We start from the raw sequence: 24,485 nt of genomic DNA, 5'->3' as shown, positions 1-24,485 counted from the left end.
AAGCTTTATTTAAATAGTCGGCGGAAAGCTTCATTCCATTGGAGCTGTTGCTGGAATTGCGGTACGTCTGTTTTGTCATTAATGAAAACCACTTCAATATCAGCTAAAGTTGCCCAATCATAGAGCTGCTCAGGCGTCACTTCGAAGGAGAACACCGTATGATGAGCTCCCCCTGCATGGATCCAAGCCTCTGTCGCTTCACTTAAGGATGGCTTGCACTTCCAAAGAACTTTAGCAACTGGTAGCTTCGGCATATCCCGTTCTGGTTTGATTGCTTCTACTTCGTTCACAACTAAACGGAATCGGTGGCCAAGATCGATCAAGGAGGCATTTAACGCTGGTCCATCGGCCCCATCAAAGACAAGCCGTGCAGGATCTTCTTTCCCGCCAATACCTAGCGGATGAACTTGGATTTCAGGCTGATTCGCCGCAATCGTTGGGCAAATTTCCAACATATGAGAACCTAGCACGAGCTCGTTCCCTTCGGCCAAATGGTATGTGTAATCTTCCATGAATGAGGTTCCTTTACCATCAGCAATGATTTTCATCATCCGCAATAACGCCGCCGTTTTCCAGTCTCCTTCTCCACCAAAGCCATATCCCTCTGCCATAAGACGTTGCACCGCTAGGCCTGGAAGCTGCTTCATTCCGTGCAAGTCTTCAAAGTTCGTTGTAAACGCTGTGTAGCCCCCTTCCTCCAAGAACTCCTTTAACGCTAGTTCCATTTTCGCTTGCTCTAAAACCGCTGCTTTTACCTCATCTTGCTCGAGAATCGATGGACTTAAGCGGTAAAGCTCTTGATATTCATCGAATAAGCGCCGGACTTCGTCTTCAGATACTGCTTTCATTTTTTCGACGAGATCGCCAATACCAAAGGCCGTGATCGACCAACCGAATTGAATTTGTGCTTCGACCTTATCTCCTTCCGTCACAGCAACCTCCCGCATGTTGTCGCCAAATCTAGCCACTTTTAAGTGATGACCGTCCACAAAGGCCGCAGCAGTTCTCATCCAAGCCCCTAGCCGTTCTTGTACATCATTATTTTGCCAATGACCGACGATTACTTTTCGAGAGATGTTAAGCCGTGCCCCAATGTGCCCGTACTCGCGATCACCGTGGGCAGATTGATTTAAATTCATGAAATCCATATCGATGTCATCGTAAGGGATTTCTCGATTAAATTGCGTATGCAAGTGGAGGAGCGGCTTTTTTAATTGTTTTAAACCGTTAATCCACATCTTTGCTGGGGAAAATGTGTGCATCCACGTAATCATCCCCGCACAATCGTCATCGCTATTGGCCGCAATGACCATTTTTCTTATCGCATCAGGTGTTGTGAGAACCTCTTTTAATTCAATGGTGTACGGCAACTCGCCAATTTCATTAAGCTTTTCTACCATAGTTTGCGAGTGCTGTCTTACTTGCTCTATCGCGTCTTCTCCATATAAATGCTGACTTCCAGTAATGAACCAAAACGTATATGGCTTCGTTTGTAACATTCGAGAACCCCCCACTAATGATAAGATTTGAAAATTAATAAGTTACGTTAACAAAGAAGACGGACGATGCTGGATACTTTTTAACGCTTTCAAACGCTTCATGACATCATTCGCACCCCGTCCGAAGTAATCGTGAAGCGTCACATATTCTTGGTAAAGCTTTTCATAGATAGCCACATGTTCAGGAATTGGCTTAAAAGTTTCGTCCTTCACTCGGCCCATTTTCTTGGCAGCTTCTTCAATCGAGTCATAGCCTCCTACCTCTGAACCAGCAGCAACAGAAGCAAACATTGCTGCCCCAAGAGCTGGTGTTTGTTTTGAAGCAGCCACTTTAATTTCCCTGTTTGTCACATCAGCAAAGATTTGCATTAACAGGTGATTTTTTTGCGGTAAACCTCCACATGCATAGAGTTCGTGAACTTCGACCCCTCGCCCGTGAAAAGCATCAACAATCGCCCGTGTACCAAATGCTGTTGCCTCAAGCAATGCTCGATATATTTCTTCCGGCTTCGTTTGGAGCGTGTAGCCTAAAAGCATCCCTGATAATTCAGTATCAACGAGAATCGAACGATTCCCATTCCACCAATCGAGTGCAAGTAAACCCGACTCGCCAGGTCTTAATTGTGACGCTTTTTCTTCTAACAAAGCGTGAATGTTCACCCCTTTTTCTTGCGCCTCATCGAACGTCGCTGCCGGAACGCCGTGCTTCACAAACCAGGCGAAAATGTCTCCAACTGCGGATTGCCCTGCCTCATAGCCTAAATAACCTGGGATGATACCATCTTCAACAACTCCGCACATTCCTTCGACTTCCTGTTCCTTCTCCCCTAGTAGCATGTGGCAAATGGACGTCCCCATCGCCATGACCAACTTTCCAGGCGTCGTGACGCCAACAGCTGGAACAGCGGCATGGGCATCTACGTTACCTACCGCTACTGCGATGCCAGGGTTCAAGCCCATCTTTTCAGCCATTTCAGGCAATAAACCACCTGCCCTTTCACCTAGAGGGACGATGTCACCGCGTAGCTTCGTTGTCGTCAAATGCTCAAGCCTAGGATCGAGGGCTTTAAAAAATTCATTGGAAGGGTAACCCTCTCGCTTATGCCAAATCGCCTTATAACCTGCTGTGCAACTATTTTTCACGATTTTGCCCGTCATTTGTGAGACGATCCAATCGGTCGCCTCTAAAAATTGATCCGTTCGGTTATAAACGTCCTCCGCCTCATCGAGAATTTGCCACACTTTTGCGATCATCCACTCAGAAGATATTTTCCCGCCATATCGTGGCAAAAAGGCTTCTCCTCGTTTTTCAGCCATTTCATTTATAGCGTTCGCTTTATCTTGAGCGGCATGATGCTTCCAGAGCTTCACCCAGCTATGAGGATTGTCTTTGTACTGCGCGAGCAAACACAAAGGCTGCCCTTCCTCGTCAACTGGTAACATCGTGCATGCCGTAAAATCGACGCCGATCCCAATCACATCGTCAGCATCCACTCCCGATTCTTTCATAACTGCTGGCACCGATGTCGTTAAAACCTCTACATAATCAAGGGGGTGCTGCAAAGCCCATTCGTGACCTAATTTAATGTTTGTATTAGGCAAATATTGATCGATGACTCCGTGTCTATATGGTGTCACATGGTCAGCTAGCTCTTGCCCATTCGATAGATCGATTAACACCGCACGTCCTGACTCCGTCCCGTAGTCAACCCCAATTGTGTATTTCGTTGTCATCTATATGTCCCACCCTTTCCTGATTATCTCTTCTCTTGACCGTAGTAAGCTGCTTGCCCATGCTTCCGATAAAAGTGTCGATCTAGTAGTACTGAATCCATTGGTAGTGTCCTCTCAGAGATTGATAGCGTTTTTTGCGCCATTTTCGCCACTTCTTCAAGGACGACTGCATGATGGACTGCCTCCATCGGATCTTTCCCCCAGACGAAAGGAGCGTGTGAATGAACGAGGACGCCAGGAATCGACAACGGGTCTTTATCACGAAACGTCTCAACGATCACGTTCCCTGTTTCCTTTTCATAGTCTCCTAGAATTTCTACCTCTGTCATTGGGCGGGTACAAGGGATCGTCCCATGAAAATAATCAGCATGCGTCGTTCCATAAGCTGGGATTTCTTTTCCCGCTTGCGCCCAAGCCGTTGCCCAGACCGAATGGGTATGGACAATCCCCCCTACTTTGTCAAATGCCCGATAAAGCGCTAAATGGGTTGGCGTGTCTGAAGACGGTTTCAAATCACCTTCGACTATATTGCCCTCTAAATCAACAACGACCATGTCTTTGCTTTTCATTTCGAAGTATTCCACTCCACTCGGTTTAATGACGACCAAGCCTTTTTCCCGGTCGATACCGCTTACATTTCCCCATGTAAACGTTACGAGTTGATATTTAGGCAAATAAAGATTCGCTTTAAACACCGTTTCTTTCAATTGCTCTAACAACCGAAACGACCCCTTTCCTAATCATAGATTGAAACGCTTACTCACATTATTACACTTATACGTACAATTTTCAATATTTATATTCAATTTAATCACTTGTATTAACAACTACATTTATCAAGGAGTGTTTCTCTTTTCACGATCTCTTATTATGTCTAGTATTAGTATGGTGTATCAGCTTTTAATCCATCGACATCTATTTTGAACGATAAAACGTTTCCGACTGAATTTCCCAAATAACAGATACGGACAATTTAATTAATAGTTACACGAATACGTAAATTATTTTTTGTTAATGTTAATCTTTTAAAATGTTCGATAGCAATCATTAATATTATCAGAAAACATTCAAAGCCACTGGTGTAAATATGTGCGATAAATCCTTTTAATTTACAAACGAAAATGTTAATATAAATGCAAACGATTAGTTGATCGTTTATTTTATCTTGAACGTTTGGATAGGGGGATAAAAGTTGGAAGTGAATCGATTATCTGCTTTAACTCCACCGATGGGGTGGAATAGCTGGGATTGTTATGGAGCGAGCGTGACAGAAGAAGAAGTGCTAGGAAATGCCGAATACATGGCAAATCATTTAAAGAAGTATGGATGGGAATATATCGTCGTCGATATTCAATGGTACGAGCCAACGGCTAACTCATCTGCTTATAACCCGTTTGCCCCTCTTTGTATGGATGAGTATGGCCGGTTACTCCCCGCAACAAACCGGTTCCCGTCTGCAAAAAACGGGGCCGGATTCAAACCATTAAGTGATGCCATCCATGATCTCGGCTTAAAATTCGGTATACATATAATGAGAGGCATTCCGAGACAAGCCGTTTATGAAAACTCCCCTGTCTTAGGCTCTACGAAAACTGCTCGCGAGATTGCTCACATCAATTCCATTTGCCCATGGAATACGGATATGTACGGTGTAGACCCGACAAAAGAGGGTGCGCAAAGCTATTATAACAGCTTATTTGAGCTTTATGCTCAGTGGGGTGTCGATTTCGTCAAAGTGGATGACATCGCGGCCTCAAGGCTCTACGATACACATCTGGAGGAAATCAAAATGATCCAGCGGGCGATTCATGCATGCGGGAGGCCAATGGTTTTAAGCCTCTCCCCTGGTCCTGCACCTATAAAATATGCTCACCACTTTAAAACGAACGCCAACATGTGGCGGATATCAGATGACTTCTGGGACGATTGGTCCCTTTTATATCAAATGTTTGAACGATGTGAAGTTTGGGAAAAACATATCGGTACAGGCCACTGGCCGGATTGTGACATGCTGCCACTCGGTCATATCGGTATCCGTTCTGTTGATGGACCTGGTGGTGATCGCTGGACTCGTTTTACAAAAGACGAGCAGTTAACGATGATGAACTTATGGGCTATCTCTCGCTCTCCATTAATGTTCGGCGGCGAACTCAGGGATAACGACCAGTGGACATTATCGCTATTAACGAATGAGGAAATCCTCTCGATTAATCAAAAAAGCGTATTAAATCGGTTCGTCTATCGTGAGGAGGATAAGGTTGCATGGGCTGCAAATGGTAGAAATGGCGAGGCATATGTTGCATTATTTAATTTACACGATCAACAAAAGACGTTACAATTCCGATTAGATATGGTAGGTATTATGGAAACGGTTCACCTTTTCAATGTATGGGACCGTTCATTTTTACAATCCCTCGCCCCTTCTGAGTCGTTTCAAATAGAACTGAAGCCCCATCAGTCGATGATGTTAAAGCTCTCACCAGACCAGTAATCACTAAACAACGGAGGAAAACGATGCAATTAGACATTTCAAACGAATCTTTACCTGTATATGAAGCATTAGCAAGCAAAGTGCGGTTAGCAATCATTCAACAACTAACGAGAAAGTCAATGAATATCCGGGAACTAGCCGAGGCTGTCGGACTAAGCAGTGCCATTATGACGATGCACATAAAAAAGCTCGAAAAGGCTGGGATTATTCGGACGGAAATGGTTCCCGGAAAGGCCGGGATCCAAAAACTCTGCATTTTAGATACAGATCATATTGAAATCAACTTCCCTCCGAAAAAGGAAAGTTTAAAATTATATCATCAAACCATCTTATCTGTCGGTCATTATACAGATTTCCTAGTAGAACCAACGTGTGGTTTAGCGACTGCGGAAAAGATTATCGGAGAATTTGACGAGCCTCGCTATTTCTTAGATCCAGAACGGGTCAACGCAAAAATTTTATGGTTTTCCAAGGGATACATCGAATATAAAATACCAAACTTTTTGCATCACTCAGAAAATCCGAAAGAACTAGAAATTTCCCTCGAGCTTTCGTCCGAAGCTCCATTTACGAATGATAACTGGCCTTCAGACATTAGTTTTTATTTTAATAATGTGAAAATCGGCATATGGACGAGTCCTGGTGATTTTGGTGATAGTCCAGGAAAATATACGCCAGATTGGTGGCCGAAAGTCATTAACCAGTATGGCCTCTTAAAATTTATCCGGATCACAAAAGAAGGAACGTTCATCGAAGGGGCAAAAATTTCAGATGTCACGATAGATGATGTGCACATTCGCAGCAAACAATGGTCATTCCGAGTGGCCGTTCCTGATGATGCGGAAAACGTTGGCGGGGTGACCATTTTCGGAGAGGGTTTTGGAAACTACAATCAAGACATTATTTTCAGATTGTATTACACGAAAGACTTAAATCCAGAGCAAGAGCCATCAAAAAAAGCATAACTTTGTTCTAAAGGGAGATATGTTGTTTACTGTCTTCCTTATCTTTTTGTATTTTATCCTTCCCAATTCAAGGCATTGTGGCAAGGCTGTATTCTTCAACCTATTAAGTTTTTCTATTGCGAGGGCTTTAATCCCCGCTGAATGTCATTTCATTTTTTTCGATCAATCCTTAAAACTGGAGGTAACTCTTTTGATACTAGAAACCGAACGATTATTTTTACGAGAATTTATCGGGACGGATATCCCTACATTGCACAGCTTATATTCAGATGCCGAAACGATGAGCTACTATCCCGCTCCTTTTCGGTATGAACAAACGGAAAGCTGGGTGAGCAGAAATCAACAGCGGTACAAGCGAGATGGTTATGGATTATGGGCAGTATGTCTAAAGGAAACGGATGAATGTATTGGCGACTGCGGATTGGTGAAGCAACTAATAGAAGGGCAAACTCACGTAGAAATCGGCTATCACATTCATAAAAATTACTGGTGTCGTGGGTTTGCAACTGAAGCAGCAAAGGCTTGTAAAAGCTATGGTTTTGATGCACTAGGCTTAGACAAATTGATCAGCATTATCGATCCGGCTAATACCGCTTCGATTCGTGTCGCAGAGAACATCGGATTTACTCGAGAAAAAGAGGTTTGGATCTTCGAAAAAATGCATGCGATTTATTCAGGATTGAGGGAAGAATGATGTGACTGCTTTAATTTAGAAAGGCTTGGCTATCACCAAGACGTTTTTCTTTCTGGACGGAATTGTCTCCGTTCTTTTTTATCGATGATTCGAAAACATTTATACAGAAAGTGCTCGCTAAGCGCAAGCACCTTCGGTTACGTCGCTTTCTCCATGTTCATCGTATCAGGTAATGGCTCACCGAACTGAGGGAATCCGTCCTTATCCCACGTGAATAATTTCAAACGTGCATGACGATTAGGATCATACAGCGGATCTCCTTCAATTTCCTTGTAACTACGAGCATGATATACTAAAACATCATACTTTCCATCTTCCGTTACCGTAAAACTATTATGACCCGGCCCATATTGTCCGTTTTCTTCACTTGTTTGAAAAACAGGAGTCGGTGACTTAGTCCATGAAGCAGGGTCTAGTAAGTCTGCCTCTTCATTTGCCCAAAGTAGACCCATGCAGTAATGGTGATCGGTGGCGCTTGCCGAATATGCAATAAACACCTTGCCGTTTCTCTTAATGACGGCAGGCCCTTCATTCACCTTATATCCAATCACTTCCCAGTCAAATTCTGGTTTTGAGAGCATCACCTGTTCCCCTTTAATCGTCCACGGGTTTTCCATTTCGGCAATGTATAGATTTGAATTCCCTTCGATGTTTGGATCTTTTTGCGGCCAGACGAGGTAACGAACGCCCTTGTGCTCGAAAGTTGTCGCATCCAGTGAAAAGCTCTCCCACTTTGTAAAGATTTGCCCCTTCTCGATCCACGATCCCTCTAGTGGATTCGCCGATTCATTTTCCAAGACAAACATGCGATGGTCAAACAATCCTGCTTTTGTTTCTGCCGTCCTTGCTGCCGCAAAATAAATATACCATTTACCTTCAATGTAATGGATTTCTGGCGCCCAAATGTTTGCACTCATCGGACCGCGGTCATATTTTCGCCAAACGACTTTCGGTTCTGCCTCACGTAGTCCATCTAATGTTTTCGCTCGCCGTAATTCAATGCAGTCATAAGCAGGGACAGAGCCTGTGAAATAATAAAAACCATCTGCATGTTTGTATACCCATGGATCAGCCCGTTGCTCAATAAATGGATTACGGTATGTGTTTGCGGTAATAGTCAATGTCATCCCCTCCAAAATAAATATTAATTAATTAGTAAATATATTAATGATTAAACAAAGCGATACGCCAAAACAACCCTAAGTCCCTCTGAAAAACAATAAACCCGCAGGCCTCCCCCACGGGCCGTTAATTGAGTTTCATTTTATTTTTGCACTATCCCTTCACACCTGTCATCACGATGCCTTCAATAAACTGCTTTTGCGCGAAGAAGAACGCAACTAACGTTGGGATTAACGCAATCACTGATCCGGCCATAATTAATCCCCACTCAGACGTGTAATAGCCGCGAAAAGATGCTAATACGAGTTGAAGCGTGAAATTTTCTGGAGAGTTCAGATAAATCAATGGCCCCATAAAATCGTTGTAGCCAGCAAGTAGCCCTAAAATGACTTGTGTAACGATCGCAGGCTTCGCTAAAGGAACCATGATCTTGCGAAAAATCCCGAAAAAACTAAGTCCGTCAATTTTTGCAGCATCGATTAGGTCGTTTGGAATCGTCATAAAAAATTGTCGTAGGAAGAACACTGTCATCGCAGCTCCGAAAAAGCCAGGGATCATTAAAGGTTTAAAAGTATCAAGCCACCCTAACTCTCTGAATAAAATGAACTGTGGGACAAGGGTTACAATCCCAGGCAGCATCATCGTGGCGATAAGAGCGAAAAACAACTTATCCCGTCCAGGAAAGTTAAGCTTAGCAAAAGCAAACGCTGCTAGCGAGCTCGTGAAAATCCCGATCGCTGTCGTAGGAATAATGATGATCATCGTATTACGGAACCCTAGTAGTAGATCTGCTTCAGTGAACACTCGAATGTAGTTTTCGAATGTAATCTCACGAGGGATAAACTCTGGAGGCATAGCGAAAATCGCCCCTGGGGTCTTCAACGATGTAGAAAGCATCCATAAAAACGGGACAGCCATAATCAATCCACCGATCATTAAAAAAGTATAGGAAAGGATTTTTTTGATTGTATTCATTTTTGATTTGCTTTGATACCAAGAAACAGCTTCCATAAGGCCTCACCTACCGATCAATAATGCACCCATTTTTTTGCAAGCTTAAAGTTAATGATTGTAATAATAAGAATAATGATCCCGAGCACCCAAGCCATCGCTGAAGCATACCCCATCTCCATGTATCTAAAGGCGTTTAAGAACAAGTAATACACAACCGTGGTCGTCGAATAATTCGGTCCACCTTCAGTCATAATCATGAACCGCTGAAAATCCTGCAATGCCCCTATCGTAGATGTAATTAAAATAAAGAAGGTGGTTGGCGAAATGGAGGGAACCGTAATATGAATGAACTTCTGCCAAGCATTTCCTCCATCAATATCTGCCGCTTCATATAATGCAGGGTTAACCCCTTGAAGCGCGGCAAGGTATAAAATCATGTTAATCCCTAAGCCGCCCCAAACCCCTTGAATGATCATTGCCGGCATCGCCCATTTTTCGTCACTTAACCAGCCTGGCCCATGAATCCCAACATAATTTAGCATAATGTTCAATAAGCCAAAATCAGCGTTAAAGATCCAGCGCCAAAGCAATGTAATCGCGACAACCGAACTAACAGCTGGTAAAAAGAACGCTGTACGAAACAAGGCGATCCCTTTTACTTTTTGATTGAGCGCAACGGCAATTCCTAAAGAAACAGCCATCCCAATCGGAATACCGAGGGCTGCATAAAACGTATTAAATACCGTTTTTCGAAACAAATCATCTGTCACAAACAAACGATAGTAGTTATCAGCACCAGTCCAAACAGGCTCATTATATAAATCGAAATCGGTGAAGCTAACATAAATGGAATAAAGCATAGGGCCTAACGCGAAAATAGCAAACCCAATAATCGGAGGGGCAATAAACAGATAGCCCCAAAAATACTCTTTATTAAGACGGCGCTTCTGTTTCCTCGCCTTCGTCGTTTTCGTCTCTCGAGGAGTTTCTACTTCCATCTCCACTCACCTCTCCTTTCGCTTCGGTCAAAAGGAAAGTGAGAAAAAGGGGGTGAGCCCCCTATTCCTCACCATCACCTTCACCTTCCTCCTCACTTGCAGGTTCATTCCCGAAAATTTCTGGATTCCCTTCTTCAAGTAGCTGCTGAACTTCATCTGCTATTTCATCCAAAATTTCCTCAGCGCTACGCTCTCCGTTCCATAGATAAGTCAAATTTTGATTCACATGGTCCAACCAACGATTGTTCGGCGTAAGCGTCCATGGACCTGGTCGTTGCGTTTCCGCACCAATGATGAATGCTTCTGCATTTTCAGGCTTTTCCCCTGGCTGTAGAAACACATCTGTTTCAGACACAGATTTATAAGTTGGGATCGCAAACCCGAGTTCTGTTTGAATTTCTTGCCCACGTTCACCCGCAAGGTATTCTATTAATTGAAAGGCTTCCTCAGGGAAATTCGTGTCTTTATTAATCGCATAACCTACAGATCCAGACCAGCTGGATGACACCCCTGTTGCCCCCGCAGGAGGCGGTGCTACATCCCAGTCAAAATCTAGTTTACGATACGTCGGTACCATCCATCGTCCCGCTGTCATCATCGCAATTCGCCCGGTTTCAAACATTTGATCCGCATCCATTGCTTCAAGCGAACGAGAGTCAGGCGCCACCTTATGGACGTGGGTTAAATCAGCTACAAATTGCAGAGCTTCCACTGCTTCCGGTTCGTTCATAACAAACGTTGTTCTATCTTCACTTAAAATATCGCCGCCATTGGACCAAATAAAACCTTCCCACCAGATCGGACCTAACCCGAATTGATCGGGTCTTCCATTACCATTTTCATCAATCGTTAAGGCTTTTGCTTTTTCTAATAATTCGTCCCATGACATCGGAACTTCTGGATCTGGGTAAGAAACTCCCGCTTCATCGAATAAATCTTTATTGTAGAAAAGAGCTGAAGGACCAATATCTTTCGGTAAAGCGTAGAGATCCCCTTCTCCCAATACTCGTCCATCCCAGCGGTAACGACTAAGGGCCGATTCCCACATATCTTCAAGATTAATCGAGCTTTCTTCCACCATGTCTTGAATGTTCAAAAACAAACCAGCCTTTACCCAACCACCAAAATCACCATCAGAAGTAAACACAACGTCAGGAGCTGTTCCCCCTGCAAGCATCGTATTCATCTTTCCACTATAATCATCAGGAATATGAATAACGTTGACCTTAATGTTCGGGTTATCATTTTCAAAGTTATCAACTAACTCATTAAAAACGGCTAACTCATCAGGTAATCCCCATGTGGAAATGCTAATGTGCACATTCCCTTCTTCATCCACTTTGCTTTCCTGCACGCCACCTTCCTGTGCAGACCCACCGCAAGCAGCCAAAGATACAGCTAGTAACACCATCAAGAAAAAACTTAACTGTTTCTTTACTCGTCCCATCGTGTACCTCCCCTTTTTTATGTAACGTAATATTACAGAAAGAAAGATTCTTTCGTGCAATCAATGTTAAAACGCTTTCATAGATTCATAAAAATAAAAAATGCCTTGCTCCCCTTCATTTGTTAATATTAGAATTAATTAAATTGCTTTATCGTTAATATATGTACATTATATTTACTTATTTCATTAATGTCAATGCTAATTATCATATTGAGGAGTAACCCTTTTTTTCTTCTCTCAGATACAGCTGAATGATAAAAGAAAAAGATCGTCATTCTTATAAATGAAATGAAGAAACAGATAGTATTTATATTAATTAAATTATGTTATTCTGTAATTAATAGCGATGAAGAAGGTGATTCTTACTATGAATGAGGACAATCCGTACACGAAAATCATGAAACTATTCGAATGGATCATGAGACTCGTCTATTTGAACCTCCTCTGGCTGCTTTTTTCTTTCATTGGCGGCATCATTCTTGGGGTCATGCCTGCAACAGCAAGTCTATTTGCGGTTTTTCGCAAATGGTATCAAAAGGAGGATGATTTTCCGCTCTTTCAAACCTATTTGAATGAATTTAAACGGTCGTTTAAAATCGCGAATTTGGTCGGGCAGACTCTCGTTCTAATTGGAGGAATTTTATATCTGGATGTTCTCCTCCTTCTCGGAACTTCCCACTGGATGGGCCAGCTTCTTTTAATGGGCGTTGGTGCCCTCTCGTTTATTTATCTAGTGACACTTTTGTATATTTTCCCTACGCTTGTTCATTTTGATTTATCTTATAAACAATACTTTAAGCATTCATTTCTTCTCGGTGTGCTGCAGCCGTTTCGAACTTTGTTGTTAATGATTACGCTCAGTTTAAGCGCCTTGCTCTTTTTAACTTTTCCGATTCTTCTCCCTTTGTTTGCTGCTAGCTTTATGGCGGCACTCACGATGTGGTCCTTTCTCTTCGGCTACAAGAAACTGGCCGATCGCTATGAACATATGAAAAAAACGGAACCGAACTAATATGGGTTCCATTTTTCCCATCCCACCTCCTTAGGAACGAAATGCGTTAACCATTCCGTTCCTTACTATTTGTCTCCACAAAACCTTCTTGTATAACTTCCGAGATAAGAAGCGGATGAAGCGCCGAAAAAAAAAGACGACCATCGATATTGATGCTTGAAAATGCGCTTAACAGATCCTCCAATAAAGGTTAAGACGTTTTTAAATGTTCATTCAGACAGTAAAGAAGCGTACACCGCTCTCGTAGCTTATGAGCTTTCTCTAACGCCTCGTCCTCCAACGAATCAGCAAGAGCTAAATCAGCACTTTTCACTGCCCCACCTACACTTTCTAGCAACCTTTGAATGTCGCTAGATTCTGGTATCGTGTCAATTAACATTAAAAGTCTCTCTCGATGTTTATGAATGCTATTGACCAACGGGGAGCCTTCGCCTTGGAACGTTTCGATCTTTTTTCGAGCTTCGTTTTTATATAATGCCGAAATCAGCATCGTCGCATAGCCGACTTTCGCGCCATGAAGGGGTTGCGTTCCTCCTGAACGTAGAAAAGCCATTTCCCAATAATGGGATAGATGATGCTCTGCACCTGATGCCGGATGGGAATGACCAAAAATAAGCATGGCTAACCCTGACATGATGAGAGCTTCTGTTAACAGGCGGATCCCTTGTTCATTGCAAGCTGCAATCTCATCAGCATGCTCCATACACATCGTGAGCGCAGATTTTGTCATGTGAAAAACAGCGGGACAAAAAGGCTCATCATTCAACATATGGCTCACTTGCCAATCAACTAGTGATGTGGACTTCCCGAGCATGTCACCGAAACCGGCAGCTACCATAGAACGAGGGGCTTGTGTTAAAAAATCCAAATCTGCAAATAAAGCGATCGGGGCCTGCGTTTGGAACGTTATTTTTACCCCATCACGGATAACCGGTGCCCCCATCGAGGTAAACCCATCGACCGAAGGTGCTGTGGGAATCGCGATAAATGGCTTACCAAACTTGTAACTAGCGATGCGCGTCAGATCATGAATCGTACCGGCTCCTACCGCAAGAAAGACATCTGTTTCCTTAGCTGCCCCAATGACGAGTTGGCCAAGCCCATGCTCATCAGCAAGTAAAGTAAGCGCCCCCTGCTCTTTAAGGATGCAATTTTCTACATCGATCCCGCGGCCTCTAAGGAGCTGAGCTACTAATTGTCCTGCTACAGCATACGTATTGGCATCGGCAACTATTGTCACATGTAATAGCCCTTTTTCATGTAGATACTCAGGGAGGTAGTTAATCGCGTTCCTACCCAGTTGCAATTCATCCATTTCGATCCATTGATGTTCGTGACCGCACTCGCATTCACTAGCGACTCGCTTCGCTTGTTTCAATAGATGATTCACGTATAGTCCGCCTCCTTCGATTAGGTGAACGACGCTTGCTTAAATACGCTTTTGACGTATCACCTAATGTTCGTGTCAGATTTATTAATAGAACACGCCAAAGTAGAACTAAAGATAGGGGCTGTCTCAAAAGCCCTTAAAAAGAAAAGCCTGAAGTGACATTTATAAGTCGCTTCAGGCTTTTTGTCTCCGATGATCGGTTTATCTCTTCCTGAAACAGGCGGATGGTCTTCGCCTGTTTCAGGAAGTTGTGGGCGATTGCGATCAGCCCAAACTCAATGTTCACCTTGTCAAGGCCACGAAGGTGAAAACGACGGAACGACCGATTGCCCTTGATATGACCGAACACGCTTTCGACCTCTGTTTTCCGTTTTCGATAGGTCTTTGCGCCTTCTTCCGTATCAAGGGCTCGTTTCATTTTTGATTTTCCTTCTTCATATACCGGATTATAGTGAATCTGGCGATTGCCTTTCGCTTTTGTACAATCCGTCTTGAATGGACACCCGGTACAGTCTTCACATTCATATATTTTGAAGTCTCGTTCGTATCCGTAGGCATCCGTTCGTTTGCGGTAGTATCGAAAAGTCACTCTCCGGTTATTTGGGCATATATAGGTATCATCATGTTCCAAATACGTCCAGTTCTGTACCTTCCATGGGTCGTTCCGATAGACCCGGCTTTCTTCTTTTCTCATCGTATGATAAGGGATGAGGGCATCCCATTCGTTTTCAGCGATATATAAATAGTTGGGCTCACTTCCATAACCAGCGTCTGCGATTAGCTTCTTTGGAAAGGGGAGTTGGCGTTCTTCAAGCATACGAAGGTGTGGAATCAAACAACGAGTATCTGTTGGGCGTTGATGAATGGAATAACCGACAATGAATTGATTTTCGGTCCCTGCCTGTACATTATATCCGGGTTTCAGTTGACCGTTTTTCATATGATCTTCCTTCATACGCATAAATGTGGCATCTCGATCGGTTTTGGAGAAACTATTTCGATCACCGAATGTCGCTAATTGATCTTCGTATCTTTCTAAGCGTGGCAGATAGTCTGTGTTTAACTTCTTATGTAATTGGCGCCAGTGACGAGCTTCCGCTTTTTTCTCTTTTTTCAGAACCGGATCTTGTTCGTCATGAAGGGCTTGTTCCGCTTGATTCGCCTGTTTTTCCACTTGAGTGACAGCTTCACGTAACTGTTCAGAAGTCACACGCTTGTTTTCCCCTTGATCATTCTCTACCTGCTGGTTATCGGAATCAATCGTCTCTTCAATGTGGGCGAATAATTCTTCGAGCTTGTCCTGTAGCCGCTCCTTATACTTCTGGACGGACTTTTTCCAAACAAACGTATATCGATTGGCATTCGCCTCGATTTTGGTTCCATCGAGAAAGTAGTTGTCCATGGTGATGTAGTTTTGGTCGAGCAGTAACTGAATGAGGGACGTAAACAATGGCTCAATGATGTCTTTCATTCGTTCCGAGCGAAAACGATTAATGGTGCGGAAATCTGGTGTTTGACGAGCGGCCAACCACATCATCGGAAGATGTTCACGCAGGGACTTGGCAATGTCGCGACACGAATATAATTTTTGCGTGTAGGCATACAAAATGATTTTCGTCATCATCTTTGGGTGGTAGGCACTCCGGCCGCCACCTTTGTATGGGGCGTAGAAGAGATCTTCATCCACCATTTCCACCATGTCATTCACCACACGCGCCACATGGTCTTCGGCGATGAGATCGCTAAAATCCATTGGAAGGACTAATTGGTCCATGTTATAATGAATGAAAGTAGCTATAGAGTTACTCAAAAGAATCGCCTCCGTTTTCTTATTTTGTTTGTGTGGGTACTTACATTATAACGAACGGGGCGATTTTTTTGTATTCAAAAGGGCTGCCCATAAGTCAATCATTTTGACTTATGGGACAGCCCCGTCTTTTTTATTTTTTCCCTAGCCGAATTACGTTCCAAGATAGCTTTGCTAGATTCGCTGTCAGCCGCCCTTGATCAATGGCGGAGTCACCATTGTGATGAGGCGTTACCTGTTCTCGTCCTTGATTTGTCGCTTTCATATTTTCATGTTCAAGGACAATATGCTCCAATACGTGATACCCTTCAAAGCTACGCATATCACATTGTAAATTTAGCGATTCTGTTTGGTGTTTATTAACTGCAAAGATCGTCACTTCTTCGGCTTCCTCGAGATGCACCACCGCCGCATCCAAATAAGGAACGTCTGTAAAATCTTTACTATCGTATTTAGGTGAAGAGATTTGCGCTTGTAAAGCCACACCACGTCCGTATACTGATGCGTGCATGTACGGATAAAAAATCGTCTGCTTCCAAGCCGGCCCACCTTTTTCAGTCATAATCGGAGCAATGACATTTACGAGTTGAGCAAGACACGCAATTTTGACACGATCCGCATGCTTCAGTAACGTGATGAGCATGCTTCCAACAAGAAGGGCATCTTCAAATGTATAAATGTCTTCCAATAATGGCGGTGCTACACTCCACGGAGTTATTTGCCGATCCGCTTCGTTGGAGTGGAACCAAACATTCCACTCATCGAATGAGAGATGAATCGTTTTTTTGCTTCGCTTTTTCGCTTTCACATAATCAGCAATCGCAATCACTGAGCGAATGAACTCATCCATATCCATCGACTGAGCAAGATAGTTTGCTAGATCATCATCACGATTTCCGTAATAAGTATGTAGCGAAATATAGTCTACATAATCGTACGTATGGTCTAAGACCGTTGCTTCCCAATCGGCGAACGTTGCCATTTTACTGTTGGAGCTCCCACAAGCAACGAGTTCTATGGAAGGGTCTACGAGCTTCATCACTTTTCCTGCTTCCGCCGCTACACGACCGTATTCTTCTGCTGTTTTTTGCCCGATTTGCCAAGGACCATCCATCTCATTCCCTAAACACCATGTTTTAATATTATGCGGATCTTTGTATCCATGGGAGATGCGTAGATCACTCCAATAAGAACCGGACGGATGGTTACAATACTCAACAAGATTACGGGCTGCATCAACCCCGCGAGAGCCGAGGTTCACAGCCATATTCACCTCTGCCCCAACCTTTTTCGCCCAATCAACAAATTCATTTGTCCCTATTTCATTCGTCTCCGTCGTTCTCCACGCTAAATCCAACCGCTTTGGCCTTTCGGAAACAGGACCTACCCCATCCTCCCAGTTGTAACCGGATACAAAATTTCCTCCAGGATAGCGTACGAGTGGCACTTGCAGTTCTTGAACGAGCCGGATAACGTCTTTGCGAAACCCTTGCTCATCTCCATCAGGGTGTCCGGGTTCATAAATTCCTTCATAAACAGCACGTCCTAGGTGCTCAATAAATGAACCGTAAATGCGCTTATCAATTTCGCCAATTTTAAACGATTTGTCGACAACCATTGTTGCTGTAAGTGTCATGAAACTTTCCCCTTTCCTACTTGAAATTCCCATCTCCAAACGTTCAGTTAATAAATAAATTATCTCATTAATATTAATATTAACTTGTACGTACATAATAGCATCTTCCTCTTAAGCAAGCAATGGATAAATTAATATTTAATTGCCTTCCTTCTGTCTTGTTTGATTAGCTTGATATTTTTTTGTACGTACAAATTTCTAAAAGTACAAAAAAAGACGGTGATTTCTACCGCCCATCTCCTTTAAGCAAATCTGCTATTTCTACTAACAGAGGTTTTTCTATAACCCTGTTCTACCATATTTAAACCCCTCTACTATTTCCTCATTTATCTACATCCCCGCTTGTATTGGATGAATATACACTTTGTACGATTGTATGTTTATCTTTGACCAAATAATGATACGTAACGTCCGGCTCCGTTTCAAAAACAACTCCAATTAAGTAAGGGTTCAGATGCTTGTGCTCATTCACTCGATGGGGTACGGTCTGTATCCCCCACGCCTCCCCTGGATAATGCTCCTCTAAATACGCTTCCAGCTGGCCAACCTTTCGTTCAATTTGTACGTCAATGTAGTAAGGTCGGACGAAAAACAGGAGGCTGGACCCTACCGAAATTGTTACAGCTATCATGAGGAAATTTTTTCTCCATTTTCCTTGACATAATAAACAAACAAAAAGGATCACTCCGACGACTGATCCGACAACGATCATCTCAAGTAGCTCTCGAGGAACCATAAAACAGTCCTCCTTCCAACTTCCCCTCTTCATTTAGTATCCTCGTTCACAAGTAAATGTGCAATCTTTTTTTCTTTCCGTAACTATTCGTTCAAAAGGCCATGTGGTACGATGTGAATAGCTTCGAATGGATACACTCTTACAGGAGGGATCGCTATGAAGGCAGCATTTATTTCAGACATTCATGGTAATGCTCAGGCTCTTGAAGCCGTACTAACAGACATTGAATCAAAGCAAGTCGATCAGATCATAGTCCTTGGGGACATATGCTTTCGCGGGATTGAACCGAAACGGTCGCTCGAGCTCGTCCGTTCACTTCAAGTGCCAGTGGTAAAAGGCAATGCGGATGAGTGGGTCGTGCGCGGCATTCGCAAAGGGGAAGTTCCAGATTCAGTTCTTGAGGTCATGCGGATAGAACGGGAATGGACGTATGGAAAGCTAGATGAATCCGACATTGATTTCTTAAAACAGTTACCAACCGTACATACTTTTTCTTTATCAGATACTTGGAATGTCCTCTGCTTCCATGCGACACCAACGAGTCTTTTTGATATCGTGACACCGACAGCTGCCGATCATGTCGTAAAAGAAAAACTGATGGCACAAAATCAAGCAAACCTTTATCTTTACGGTCATATCCATTTGCCATATGTCCGATTTATTGATGGGAAAATCGTCGCTAATCTCGGTAGTGTCGGACTCCCGTTCGATGGAGTGTGTCAAGCGTCTTATTTACTCGTGGACGGAGCTGAGGAACAGTTTAGTGTCACAATCCAACGCGTTAGCTACGACATACACTCGGTCTGTGAACAGATTGAGGCTTCCGATTATCCGAATCCTACTTTCTTGCAAAACGTCTTGAAGCATGGAAAACCTCAACGCTAGCGATTAACAAAAAACTTGGCCCCGAGCCAAGTTTTTTGTTATTTTTTCATAATGGAGTCTAGCGCCCATTTTTTCAGAGAAGCTGTTAGAGAGCCATGGATCGTCTTAAACTGAATGCTGCGATTGGCTGGATCTGCAAAGTACCGAGCCGTGAACACTTCCTCGCCTTCGTTTACAAACAGCTCGACAGCAGACGTATCCACATAGAGGTGAAGCGATGATAGCTCAGCTAACTCACAATGACGGCTTTCGGTTAAACCATCAACAAAGCTCACTCGTTCTAATGTTAGTCGTTTTAACCCTCGATTGAAAATGACACGGACATTATCGCGTATCGTTAATTCAAACACCTCTGCCTGATTCTCTTCAACATCAAGGAGTAATTCAAAGGCTTCGCCAGAGATTTCTTCAAACCTCTGAGGGTGTTCTGAGATCTTTACACTTGGTCGTGACACTTCATTTTTTCGTAATTGTTTGAGCTCTTCCACTGGGCGTTGATAGATTTTCCCATCCACCAACTTCAGTTCACGAGGTAATGTCATCGCATGAATCCACTGATGTTTGACCGTTGGATGCTTCTCCTCTCCCTGATCCGGTACCCCCATCCAGCCGAACAAAATTCGTCTACCGTAACGATCGATCGTGGTTTGCGGCGCATAAAATTCAAAGCCTCGATCTAGCTCCTTAAATGGCCCATGGACAAGCTCGCCCGTTTCATAATCGAGCCGACCAATAAAATAGCCGGTATTATGAACGTTATGATAAAGATAACCTTGCTTTTCGAGCCCTTGTGGTGAAACGAGCAAAACATCCTCCCCATCTAAATGGAAAAGGTCTGGGCATTCCCACATATAGCCGAAATCACCCATACTTCGTACATTCGATCCTGTCACAATACCAGCAAACTGCCATTCTTTTAAATCGTCTGATCGAAACAACAAAACGTGCCCGTCGATCTGTTTTGTCTGTGCTCCAATCACTAAATACCAGATGCCATCACGCTTCCATACTTTTGGGTCACGAAAATGCGCCGTATAACCGTCCGGAACGTGCAAAATCACGCCTTTTTTCGTAAATGTTAAGCCATCCTCTGATTCTGCTACACATTGATAGCTTTCCCGTTCGTCATTTTCATTTTTTACATTCCCTGTATAAAAGAGTTTTAGCTTTCCATTGTCTGCCACAGCACTTCCTGAATAGCAGCCGTTTTTATCGAACCAATCGCTTGGCGTAAGCGCGGGCTCTTTCTCTTCCCAAAAGACTAGATCGCCTGATACGAAATGCCCCCAAAATTTAGGCCCATGAGCCGCTTCGAATGGATGCCACTGATAAAATAAATGGTAGGTCCCATCCCAGTCAATAAACCCGTTCGGATCGTTTAATAACCCAACAGGTGGCATTAAATGATAAACAAGACGGTACGGATCACGTTGTACTAAGCGCTCATATCGTTTAATGGTCTCTTTCGCCTTTTGTCGTAATTCTTGATCTCGATTCGTCATCAACACTTCACTCCATCTGTTCATTTCGTAGGATGTCATTAACTTTCTCAAGGGTCGGCAATGCCGTCATCGCCCCTTTCGTTGCAGCCGCTAACCCTCCAGACACGCTAGCAAATCGGGCCATCTGCTCTACTTCTTTGATAGACAACTCAGCTACTTGCTTCCGTTGCTCTTGCAGTTTGAAAAGAATAGCTGAAACAAATGCATCACCTGCACCGGTCGTATCAACTGTTTGTACTGCCATCGCCGGAACCTTACGCTGGATGCCGTTATACGAAACGATGCTACCTTTTTCCCCTAATGTGACAAAAACAAGCGGAATGTTGTAAGCTGCAAGCTGATCCAAACCCGCCTCAATTGTCTGTTCGCCCGTGATGAACGCCAATTCCTCCTCACTGATTTTCAGCACATCTGCTTCCCCTAGCATTGAAGTGATGAGCAATCGTGCTTGCTCCTCATCCTCCCAAAGGTTTAGGCGTAAATTCGGATCATAGGAGATCATCAGTCCATTTTTCTTTGCTAACGACACAGCATGTCTTGTCGCCGTTCGTGCCGGTTCACTTATTAAACTAATTGAACCGAAATGGAGAACACCATGCTCTTCAAATATAGTAGGAGCAACCTCACCTTTTTCTAAAAAACGATCCGCGCTCGGATTAATATAAAAATCAAAGCTTCGTTCGCCATTAACTGCAAGGGTTACAAACGTAGCCCCAGTACGGACCTCCTTGCTAAACAGCATGTGCTCAGTGTTTACATTCGCTTTCGACAAAGTTTCTTTTAAAAATCGCCCGAGCAAGTCGTCTCCCACCTTGCCGACAAACGTTGACTTTGCCCCAAGCTTGGCTAATCCTACAGCCACATTTGCCGGAGCACCCCCGGGACTTTTTTGGTAGATTTCATTAGTAGAATCCATCGGAATAAAATCAATCAACGCTTCACCTAAGCAGATAACACCTCGGTTCATCTCGATAACTCCCTTCCTATACATGAAGGGGAACGCGCAAAGGTGTTCCCCTCAGGTCCTTCTTCAATGTTTAATTTTCTTCCTCTTTGAAGCCTAATAGCCATGTGGCAACAAAAGCAGTGACTAAGGCAATAAAGAATCCAATGACATAGTGGAGCAAATTGATCGTTCCGAGTGGAGAAACGATCGCCAACATCGGAATCCCTGTTAAACCATAGGCTACTGCGGAAACATTCATGAACACAACATATGCTCCGCCTAATGCCCCTCCAATCATCGCTCCGACAAACGGGCGACGATATTTTAAGTTAACCCCAAAAATGACCGGTTCAGTAATTCCGAGAAAAGCGGAAAACGCCGATGGTAGAGCCACTTCCTTCGTTTTTGCTCGTTTTGTTTTAAAGAAGACCGCAAGTCCAGCTCCGCCTTGCGCTACATTGGCCATAGACCAAATCGGTAACAGATAGTTTATACCAATACTTGCGATTAAGCCTGCTTCAATGGCGTGGAAGCTATGATGTACACCTGTAATAACGATGGCAGAATAAACACCACCAAACAATAGTCCGGCAACAAAGCCAACGTGATCATAGACGAAATTTAAGATGACGGTAATTCCATCTCCAATGAAGTTTCCGATCGGTCCAATGACCATAAGGGAAATAAAACCTGTTAACATGATGGTCACAAACGGTGTGACGAGTAAATCAATTGCGTTTGGAACAACTTTGCGTAAACCTTTCTCAATCTTGCTCATTGCATATACAGCAAGTAGGACAGGAATCACAGTACCTTGATAACCGATAAGAGCGATATCAAAGCCGAGAAACGTTAAATAATCTGGCTCCGCATTCCCGAGTCCCCATGGATTTAATAACGCGGGATGGGTCATGATACCACCCATGACTGCCCCTAAGTAAGGATTGCCGCCAAACTCTTTTGCCGCACTAACACCAATTAAAATTGGTAAAATGATAAAGGCCGCACTCGAAAACATGTCAAGCAATACGATTAGTGCGTGATCTGGAGCTACCCATTCAAACGTTCTCATCATTCCAAGGAGACCCATTAATAAACCGCTTGCAACAATCGCAGGAATGATTGGAACAAAGATGTTTGATAGCGTTTTCGCAAAACGCGCAATTGGGTTCATTTTTTTCTTAACAGCTTCTTGATGATCCTCTTGATTCCCTTCCTTTAACCCTGTTTCCTCAGCGAAAGCTGCGTATACTTTATTCACAACACCTGTACCAAAAATGATTTGATATTGTCCTGAGCTTAAGAACGCCCCTTTTACGCCGTCAAGTTGTTCAATCTCTTTCGTTTGCGCCAGCTGATCGTCTTTTAACACGATGCGAAGACGAGTAGCACAATGAGTCCCACTGACAATGTTCTCTCTTCCACCTAACAATGGGATAAGCTGTTTAACCACTTCTTGATGATTCATTGTTTGCCTCTCCTTTATCATAATCTTTTTTAGGAACCGGTTCCACAAGAAAACAAAAATAAAAATCTTAGCCTAGTCTTTAGGAACCGGTTCCATTCTAATTAATAGTCATTTGGAACCGGTTTCGACCTCATTATATCTCATGCTTTTACACATTGTCAACGCTTTCTCGTTCAATTAATTCCACATCCATACGTGTAAGATGGTTTACCTCTTCTCCGTTCATTAATTTGATCATTTTTCTCGCCGCCATTTTTCCTGCAGCTTTAAAGTGAAAATTCACTGTCGTGAGGCTTGGATGGATAATCCCGGTGACCTCATAGCCGCCAAATCCCGTAATCGACAGATCTTTCGGTACGTTCATTCCAATCGAATAGGCCCCTTTTAGCGCCCCCAACGCAATATTATCTGTTGCACAGACGAGAGCTGACGGTCGATAGGTTTCGATCATTTTCGGTGACACGCGAAACGAATCTTGCATGCTAAAGCTTGTTTCGAAATACGCCACCTCGCACGGACCATGCTCGGCAATCGCTTGCTTGAACCCTTCTTTACGTTTAACTCCTACCGCAATGTCGTGTTCCCCGACACCTAAATACGCGATCCGCTTATGCCCCTTGCTGAGCACATGCTTCCCCATTTCATAACCTGCTTTAAAGTCATCATGGATCAAACACGGAACCTCAGTATGCTCTTGACCGACGAGTAACGTCGGAATGCCTACTTCTCGAAAGGCATTGAGATGCTCTTTCGTAATGACAGTGGCAAGCAAAATAACCCCAGCAATTTTTTGATTCGCTAAGTTATAGATCGTCTCGATTTCTCGCTCTACGCTTTGATCCGTATTGGACATGAGCATTTGATAACCTAACGATTTTAACTCATCATCAATTCCCATGACCGTTCTTGAAGCAGCAAAGGAATCTAATCGAGGGACAATCGTTCCGATAAAATTCGTTTGCTTCGCTTTTAAGCTTTGGGCAAAAGCATTCGGGATATACCCTGTTTCCTTGATCACTCGTTCAATTTTTTGCCTTGTTGGTTCGCTGACAGAGCCGCCATTTAAATAACGAGATACGGTACTTTTGGCTACACCTGCTAATTTAGCAATATCTAAAATCGTTGTCATGTCCGTCACCTTTTGTGGAAGTGTTTATGATTTGAAGTCATCCTTTTTATTATAGACAAAACGGCCTTAC

At 43.4% G+C, this 24,485-nt stretch carries 20 protein-coding genes; 5 read left to right on the top strand and 15 right to left on the bottom strand.

Going from position 1 to position 24,485, the window contains the following annotated elements:
* Nucleotides 1-5 precede the first annotated feature (5 nt).
* From araA to araD, 3 genes are read right to left on the bottom strand one after another with little or no spacing between them, the layout of a single operon-like run.
* Nucleotides 6-1,499 carry an L-arabinose isomerase gene (araA, locus tag FED51_RS09925; RefSeq protein ID WP_053431245.1) on the bottom strand — a complete coding sequence of 498 codons (1,494 nt, stop codon included), beginning with the start codon at nucleotides 1,497-1,499 and terminating at the stop codon, nucleotides 6-8.
* A 42-nt stretch (nucleotides 1,500-1,541) separates the two neighbouring features.
* Nucleotides 1,542-3,233 carry a ribulokinase gene (locus FED51_RS09920; protein ID WP_053431246.1) on the bottom strand — a complete coding sequence of 564 codons (1,692 nt, stop codon included), beginning with the start codon at nucleotides 3,231-3,233 and terminating at the stop codon, nucleotides 1,542-1,544.
* Between the two features lie 23 nt (nucleotides 3,234-3,256).
* Nucleotides 3,257-3,952, bottom strand: coding sequence for an L-ribulose-5-phosphate 4-epimerase (gene araD, locus FED51_RS09915; protein WP_053431247.1), 696 nt, complete (start codon nucleotides 3,950-3,952; stop codon nucleotides 3,257-3,259).
* Nucleotides 3,953-4,461: 509 nt separating this feature from the next.
* Here araD and FED51_RS09910 point away from each other — a divergent pair.
* The 3 genes from FED51_RS09910 to FED51_RS09900 all read left to right on the top strand — a co-directional run bounded on the left by FED51_RS09910 (nucleotide 4,462) and on the right by FED51_RS09900 (nucleotide 7,383).
* Nucleotides 4,462-5,724 (top strand): glycoside hydrolase family 27 protein, encoded by a 1,263-nt coding sequence (locus FED51_RS09910; protein ID WP_053431983.1) that lies wholly within the window; start codon nucleotides 4,462-4,464, stop codon nucleotides 5,722-5,724.
* Between the two features lie 23 nt (nucleotides 5,725-5,747).
* On the top strand, nucleotides 5,748-6,689 hold the full coding sequence (locus tag FED51_RS09905; protein WP_010898030.1) for an ArsR/SmtB family transcription factor: 942 nt from the start codon (nucleotides 5,748-5,750) through the stop codon (nucleotides 6,687-6,689).
* A 190-nt stretch (nucleotides 6,690-6,879) separates the two neighbouring features.
* Nucleotides 6,880-7,383 carry a GNAT family N-acetyltransferase gene (locus tag FED51_RS09900; protein WP_175414317.1) on the top strand — a complete coding sequence of 168 codons (504 nt, stop codon included), beginning with the start codon at nucleotides 6,880-6,882 and terminating at the stop codon, nucleotides 7,381-7,383.
* 137 nt (nucleotides 7,384-7,520) lie between these two features.
* On the opposite strand, the gene FED51_RS09895 is transcribed toward FED51_RS09900, so the two are convergent.
* The 4 genes from FED51_RS09895 to FED51_RS09880 all read right to left on the bottom strand — a co-directional run bounded on the left by FED51_RS09895 (nucleotide 7,521) and on the right by FED51_RS09880 (nucleotide 11,904).
* Complete coding sequence (locus FED51_RS09895) at nucleotides 7,521-8,504, bottom strand: glycoside hydrolase family 43 protein (RefSeq protein ID WP_412734098.1); 984 nt, start codon at nucleotides 8,502-8,504, stop codon at nucleotides 7,521-7,523.
* A gap of 154 nt (nucleotides 8,505-8,658) precedes the next feature.
* Complete coding sequence (locus FED51_RS09890; RefSeq protein WP_010898027.1) at nucleotides 8,659-9,516, bottom strand: carbohydrate ABC transporter permease; 858 nt, start codon at nucleotides 9,514-9,516, stop codon at nucleotides 8,659-8,661.
* A gap of 17 nt (nucleotides 9,517-9,533) precedes the next feature.
* Nucleotides 9,534-10,457, bottom strand: coding sequence for a carbohydrate ABC transporter permease (locus FED51_RS09885; RefSeq protein ID WP_041820532.1), 924 nt, complete (start codon nucleotides 10,455-10,457; stop codon nucleotides 9,534-9,536).
* A gap of 61 nt (nucleotides 10,458-10,518) precedes the next feature.
* A complete protein-coding gene (locus tag FED51_RS09880; RefSeq protein ID WP_053431249.1) occupies nucleotides 10,519-11,904 on the bottom strand; it encodes an ABC transporter substrate-binding protein in 1,386 nt (461 codons plus the stop codon).
* A gap of 367 nt (nucleotides 11,905-12,271) precedes the next feature.
* Here FED51_RS09880 and FED51_RS09875 point away from each other — a divergent pair, with 367 nt between their 5' ends.
* Nucleotides 12,272-12,916, top strand: coding sequence for a YesL family protein (locus FED51_RS09875; RefSeq protein WP_053431250.1), 645 nt, complete (start codon nucleotides 12,272-12,274; stop codon nucleotides 12,914-12,916).
* Nucleotides 12,917-13,106: 190 nt separating this feature from the next.
* Here the strand turns inward: FED51_RS09875 and FED51_RS09870 are convergent, their stop codons facing one another.
* From FED51_RS09870 to FED51_RS09855, 4 genes are all read right to left on the bottom strand, one after another.
* Nucleotides 13,107-14,306, bottom strand: coding sequence for a sn-glycerol-1-phosphate dehydrogenase (locus FED51_RS09870; RefSeq protein ID WP_053431251.1), 1,200 nt, complete (start codon nucleotides 14,304-14,306; stop codon nucleotides 13,107-13,109).
* A 136-nt stretch (nucleotides 14,307-14,442) separates the two neighbouring features.
* Nucleotides 14,443-16,080, bottom strand: coding sequence for an IS1182 family transposase (locus FED51_RS09865; RefSeq protein ID WP_138091072.1), 1,638 nt, complete (start codon nucleotides 16,078-16,080; stop codon nucleotides 14,443-14,445).
* A gap of 166 nt (nucleotides 16,081-16,246) precedes the next feature.
* Complete coding sequence (arfA, locus tag FED51_RS09860) at nucleotides 16,247-17,749, bottom strand: arabinosylfuranosidase ArfA (RefSeq protein WP_010898022.1); 1,503 nt, start codon at nucleotides 17,747-17,749, stop codon at nucleotides 16,247-16,249.
* Between the two features lie 322 nt (nucleotides 17,750-18,071).
* Nucleotides 18,072-18,485 carry a hypothetical protein gene (locus tag FED51_RS09855; RefSeq protein ID WP_053431252.1) on the bottom strand — a complete coding sequence of 138 codons (414 nt, stop codon included), beginning with the start codon at nucleotides 18,483-18,485 and terminating at the stop codon, nucleotides 18,072-18,074.
* A gap of 156 nt (nucleotides 18,486-18,641) precedes the next feature.
* Here FED51_RS09855 and FED51_RS09850 point away from each other — a divergent pair, with 156 nt between their 5' ends.
* Nucleotides 18,642-19,370: a metallophosphoesterase family protein gene (locus tag FED51_RS09850; protein WP_010898020.1), complete on the top strand. Its 729-nt coding sequence runs from the start codon at nucleotides 18,642-18,644 to the stop codon at nucleotides 19,368-19,370.
* Between the two features lie 38 nt (nucleotides 19,371-19,408).
* Here FED51_RS09850 and FED51_RS09845 read toward each other — a convergent pair whose 3' ends face one another.
* The 4 genes from FED51_RS09845 to FED51_RS09830 form a co-directional block, all read right to left on the bottom strand.
* A complete protein-coding gene (locus FED51_RS09845) occupies nucleotides 19,409-20,872 on the bottom strand; it encodes a glycoside hydrolase family 32 protein (protein WP_083445540.1) in 1,464 nt (487 codons plus the stop codon).
* A 7-nt stretch (nucleotides 20,873-20,879) separates the two neighbouring features.
* Entirely contained in the window at nucleotides 20,880-21,839 is a 960-nt protein-coding gene (locus FED51_RS09840; RefSeq protein WP_175414316.1) for a carbohydrate kinase family protein, read from the bottom strand.
* Nucleotides 21,840-21,909: 70 nt separating this feature from the next.
* Complete coding sequence (locus FED51_RS09835; protein WP_053431254.1) at nucleotides 21,910-23,286, bottom strand: sucrose-specific PTS transporter subunit IIBC; 1,377 nt, start codon at nucleotides 23,284-23,286, stop codon at nucleotides 21,910-21,912.
* Between the two features lie 148 nt (nucleotides 23,287-23,434).
* A complete protein-coding gene (locus FED51_RS09830; RefSeq protein ID WP_053431255.1) occupies nucleotides 23,435-24,415 on the bottom strand; it encodes a LacI family DNA-binding transcriptional regulator in 981 nt (326 codons plus the stop codon).
* Nucleotides 24,416-24,485: the final 70 nt, after the last annotated feature.

Origin of the sequence: Halalkalibacterium halodurans (genome assembly GCF_005671335.1) — a bacterium.
GTDB classification, from domain to species: Bacteria; Bacillota; Bacilli; order Bacillales; family Bacillaceae_D; genus Halalkalibacterium; species Halalkalibacterium halodurans.
This window is presented reverse-complemented; position numbering and strand designations above follow the sequence as displayed.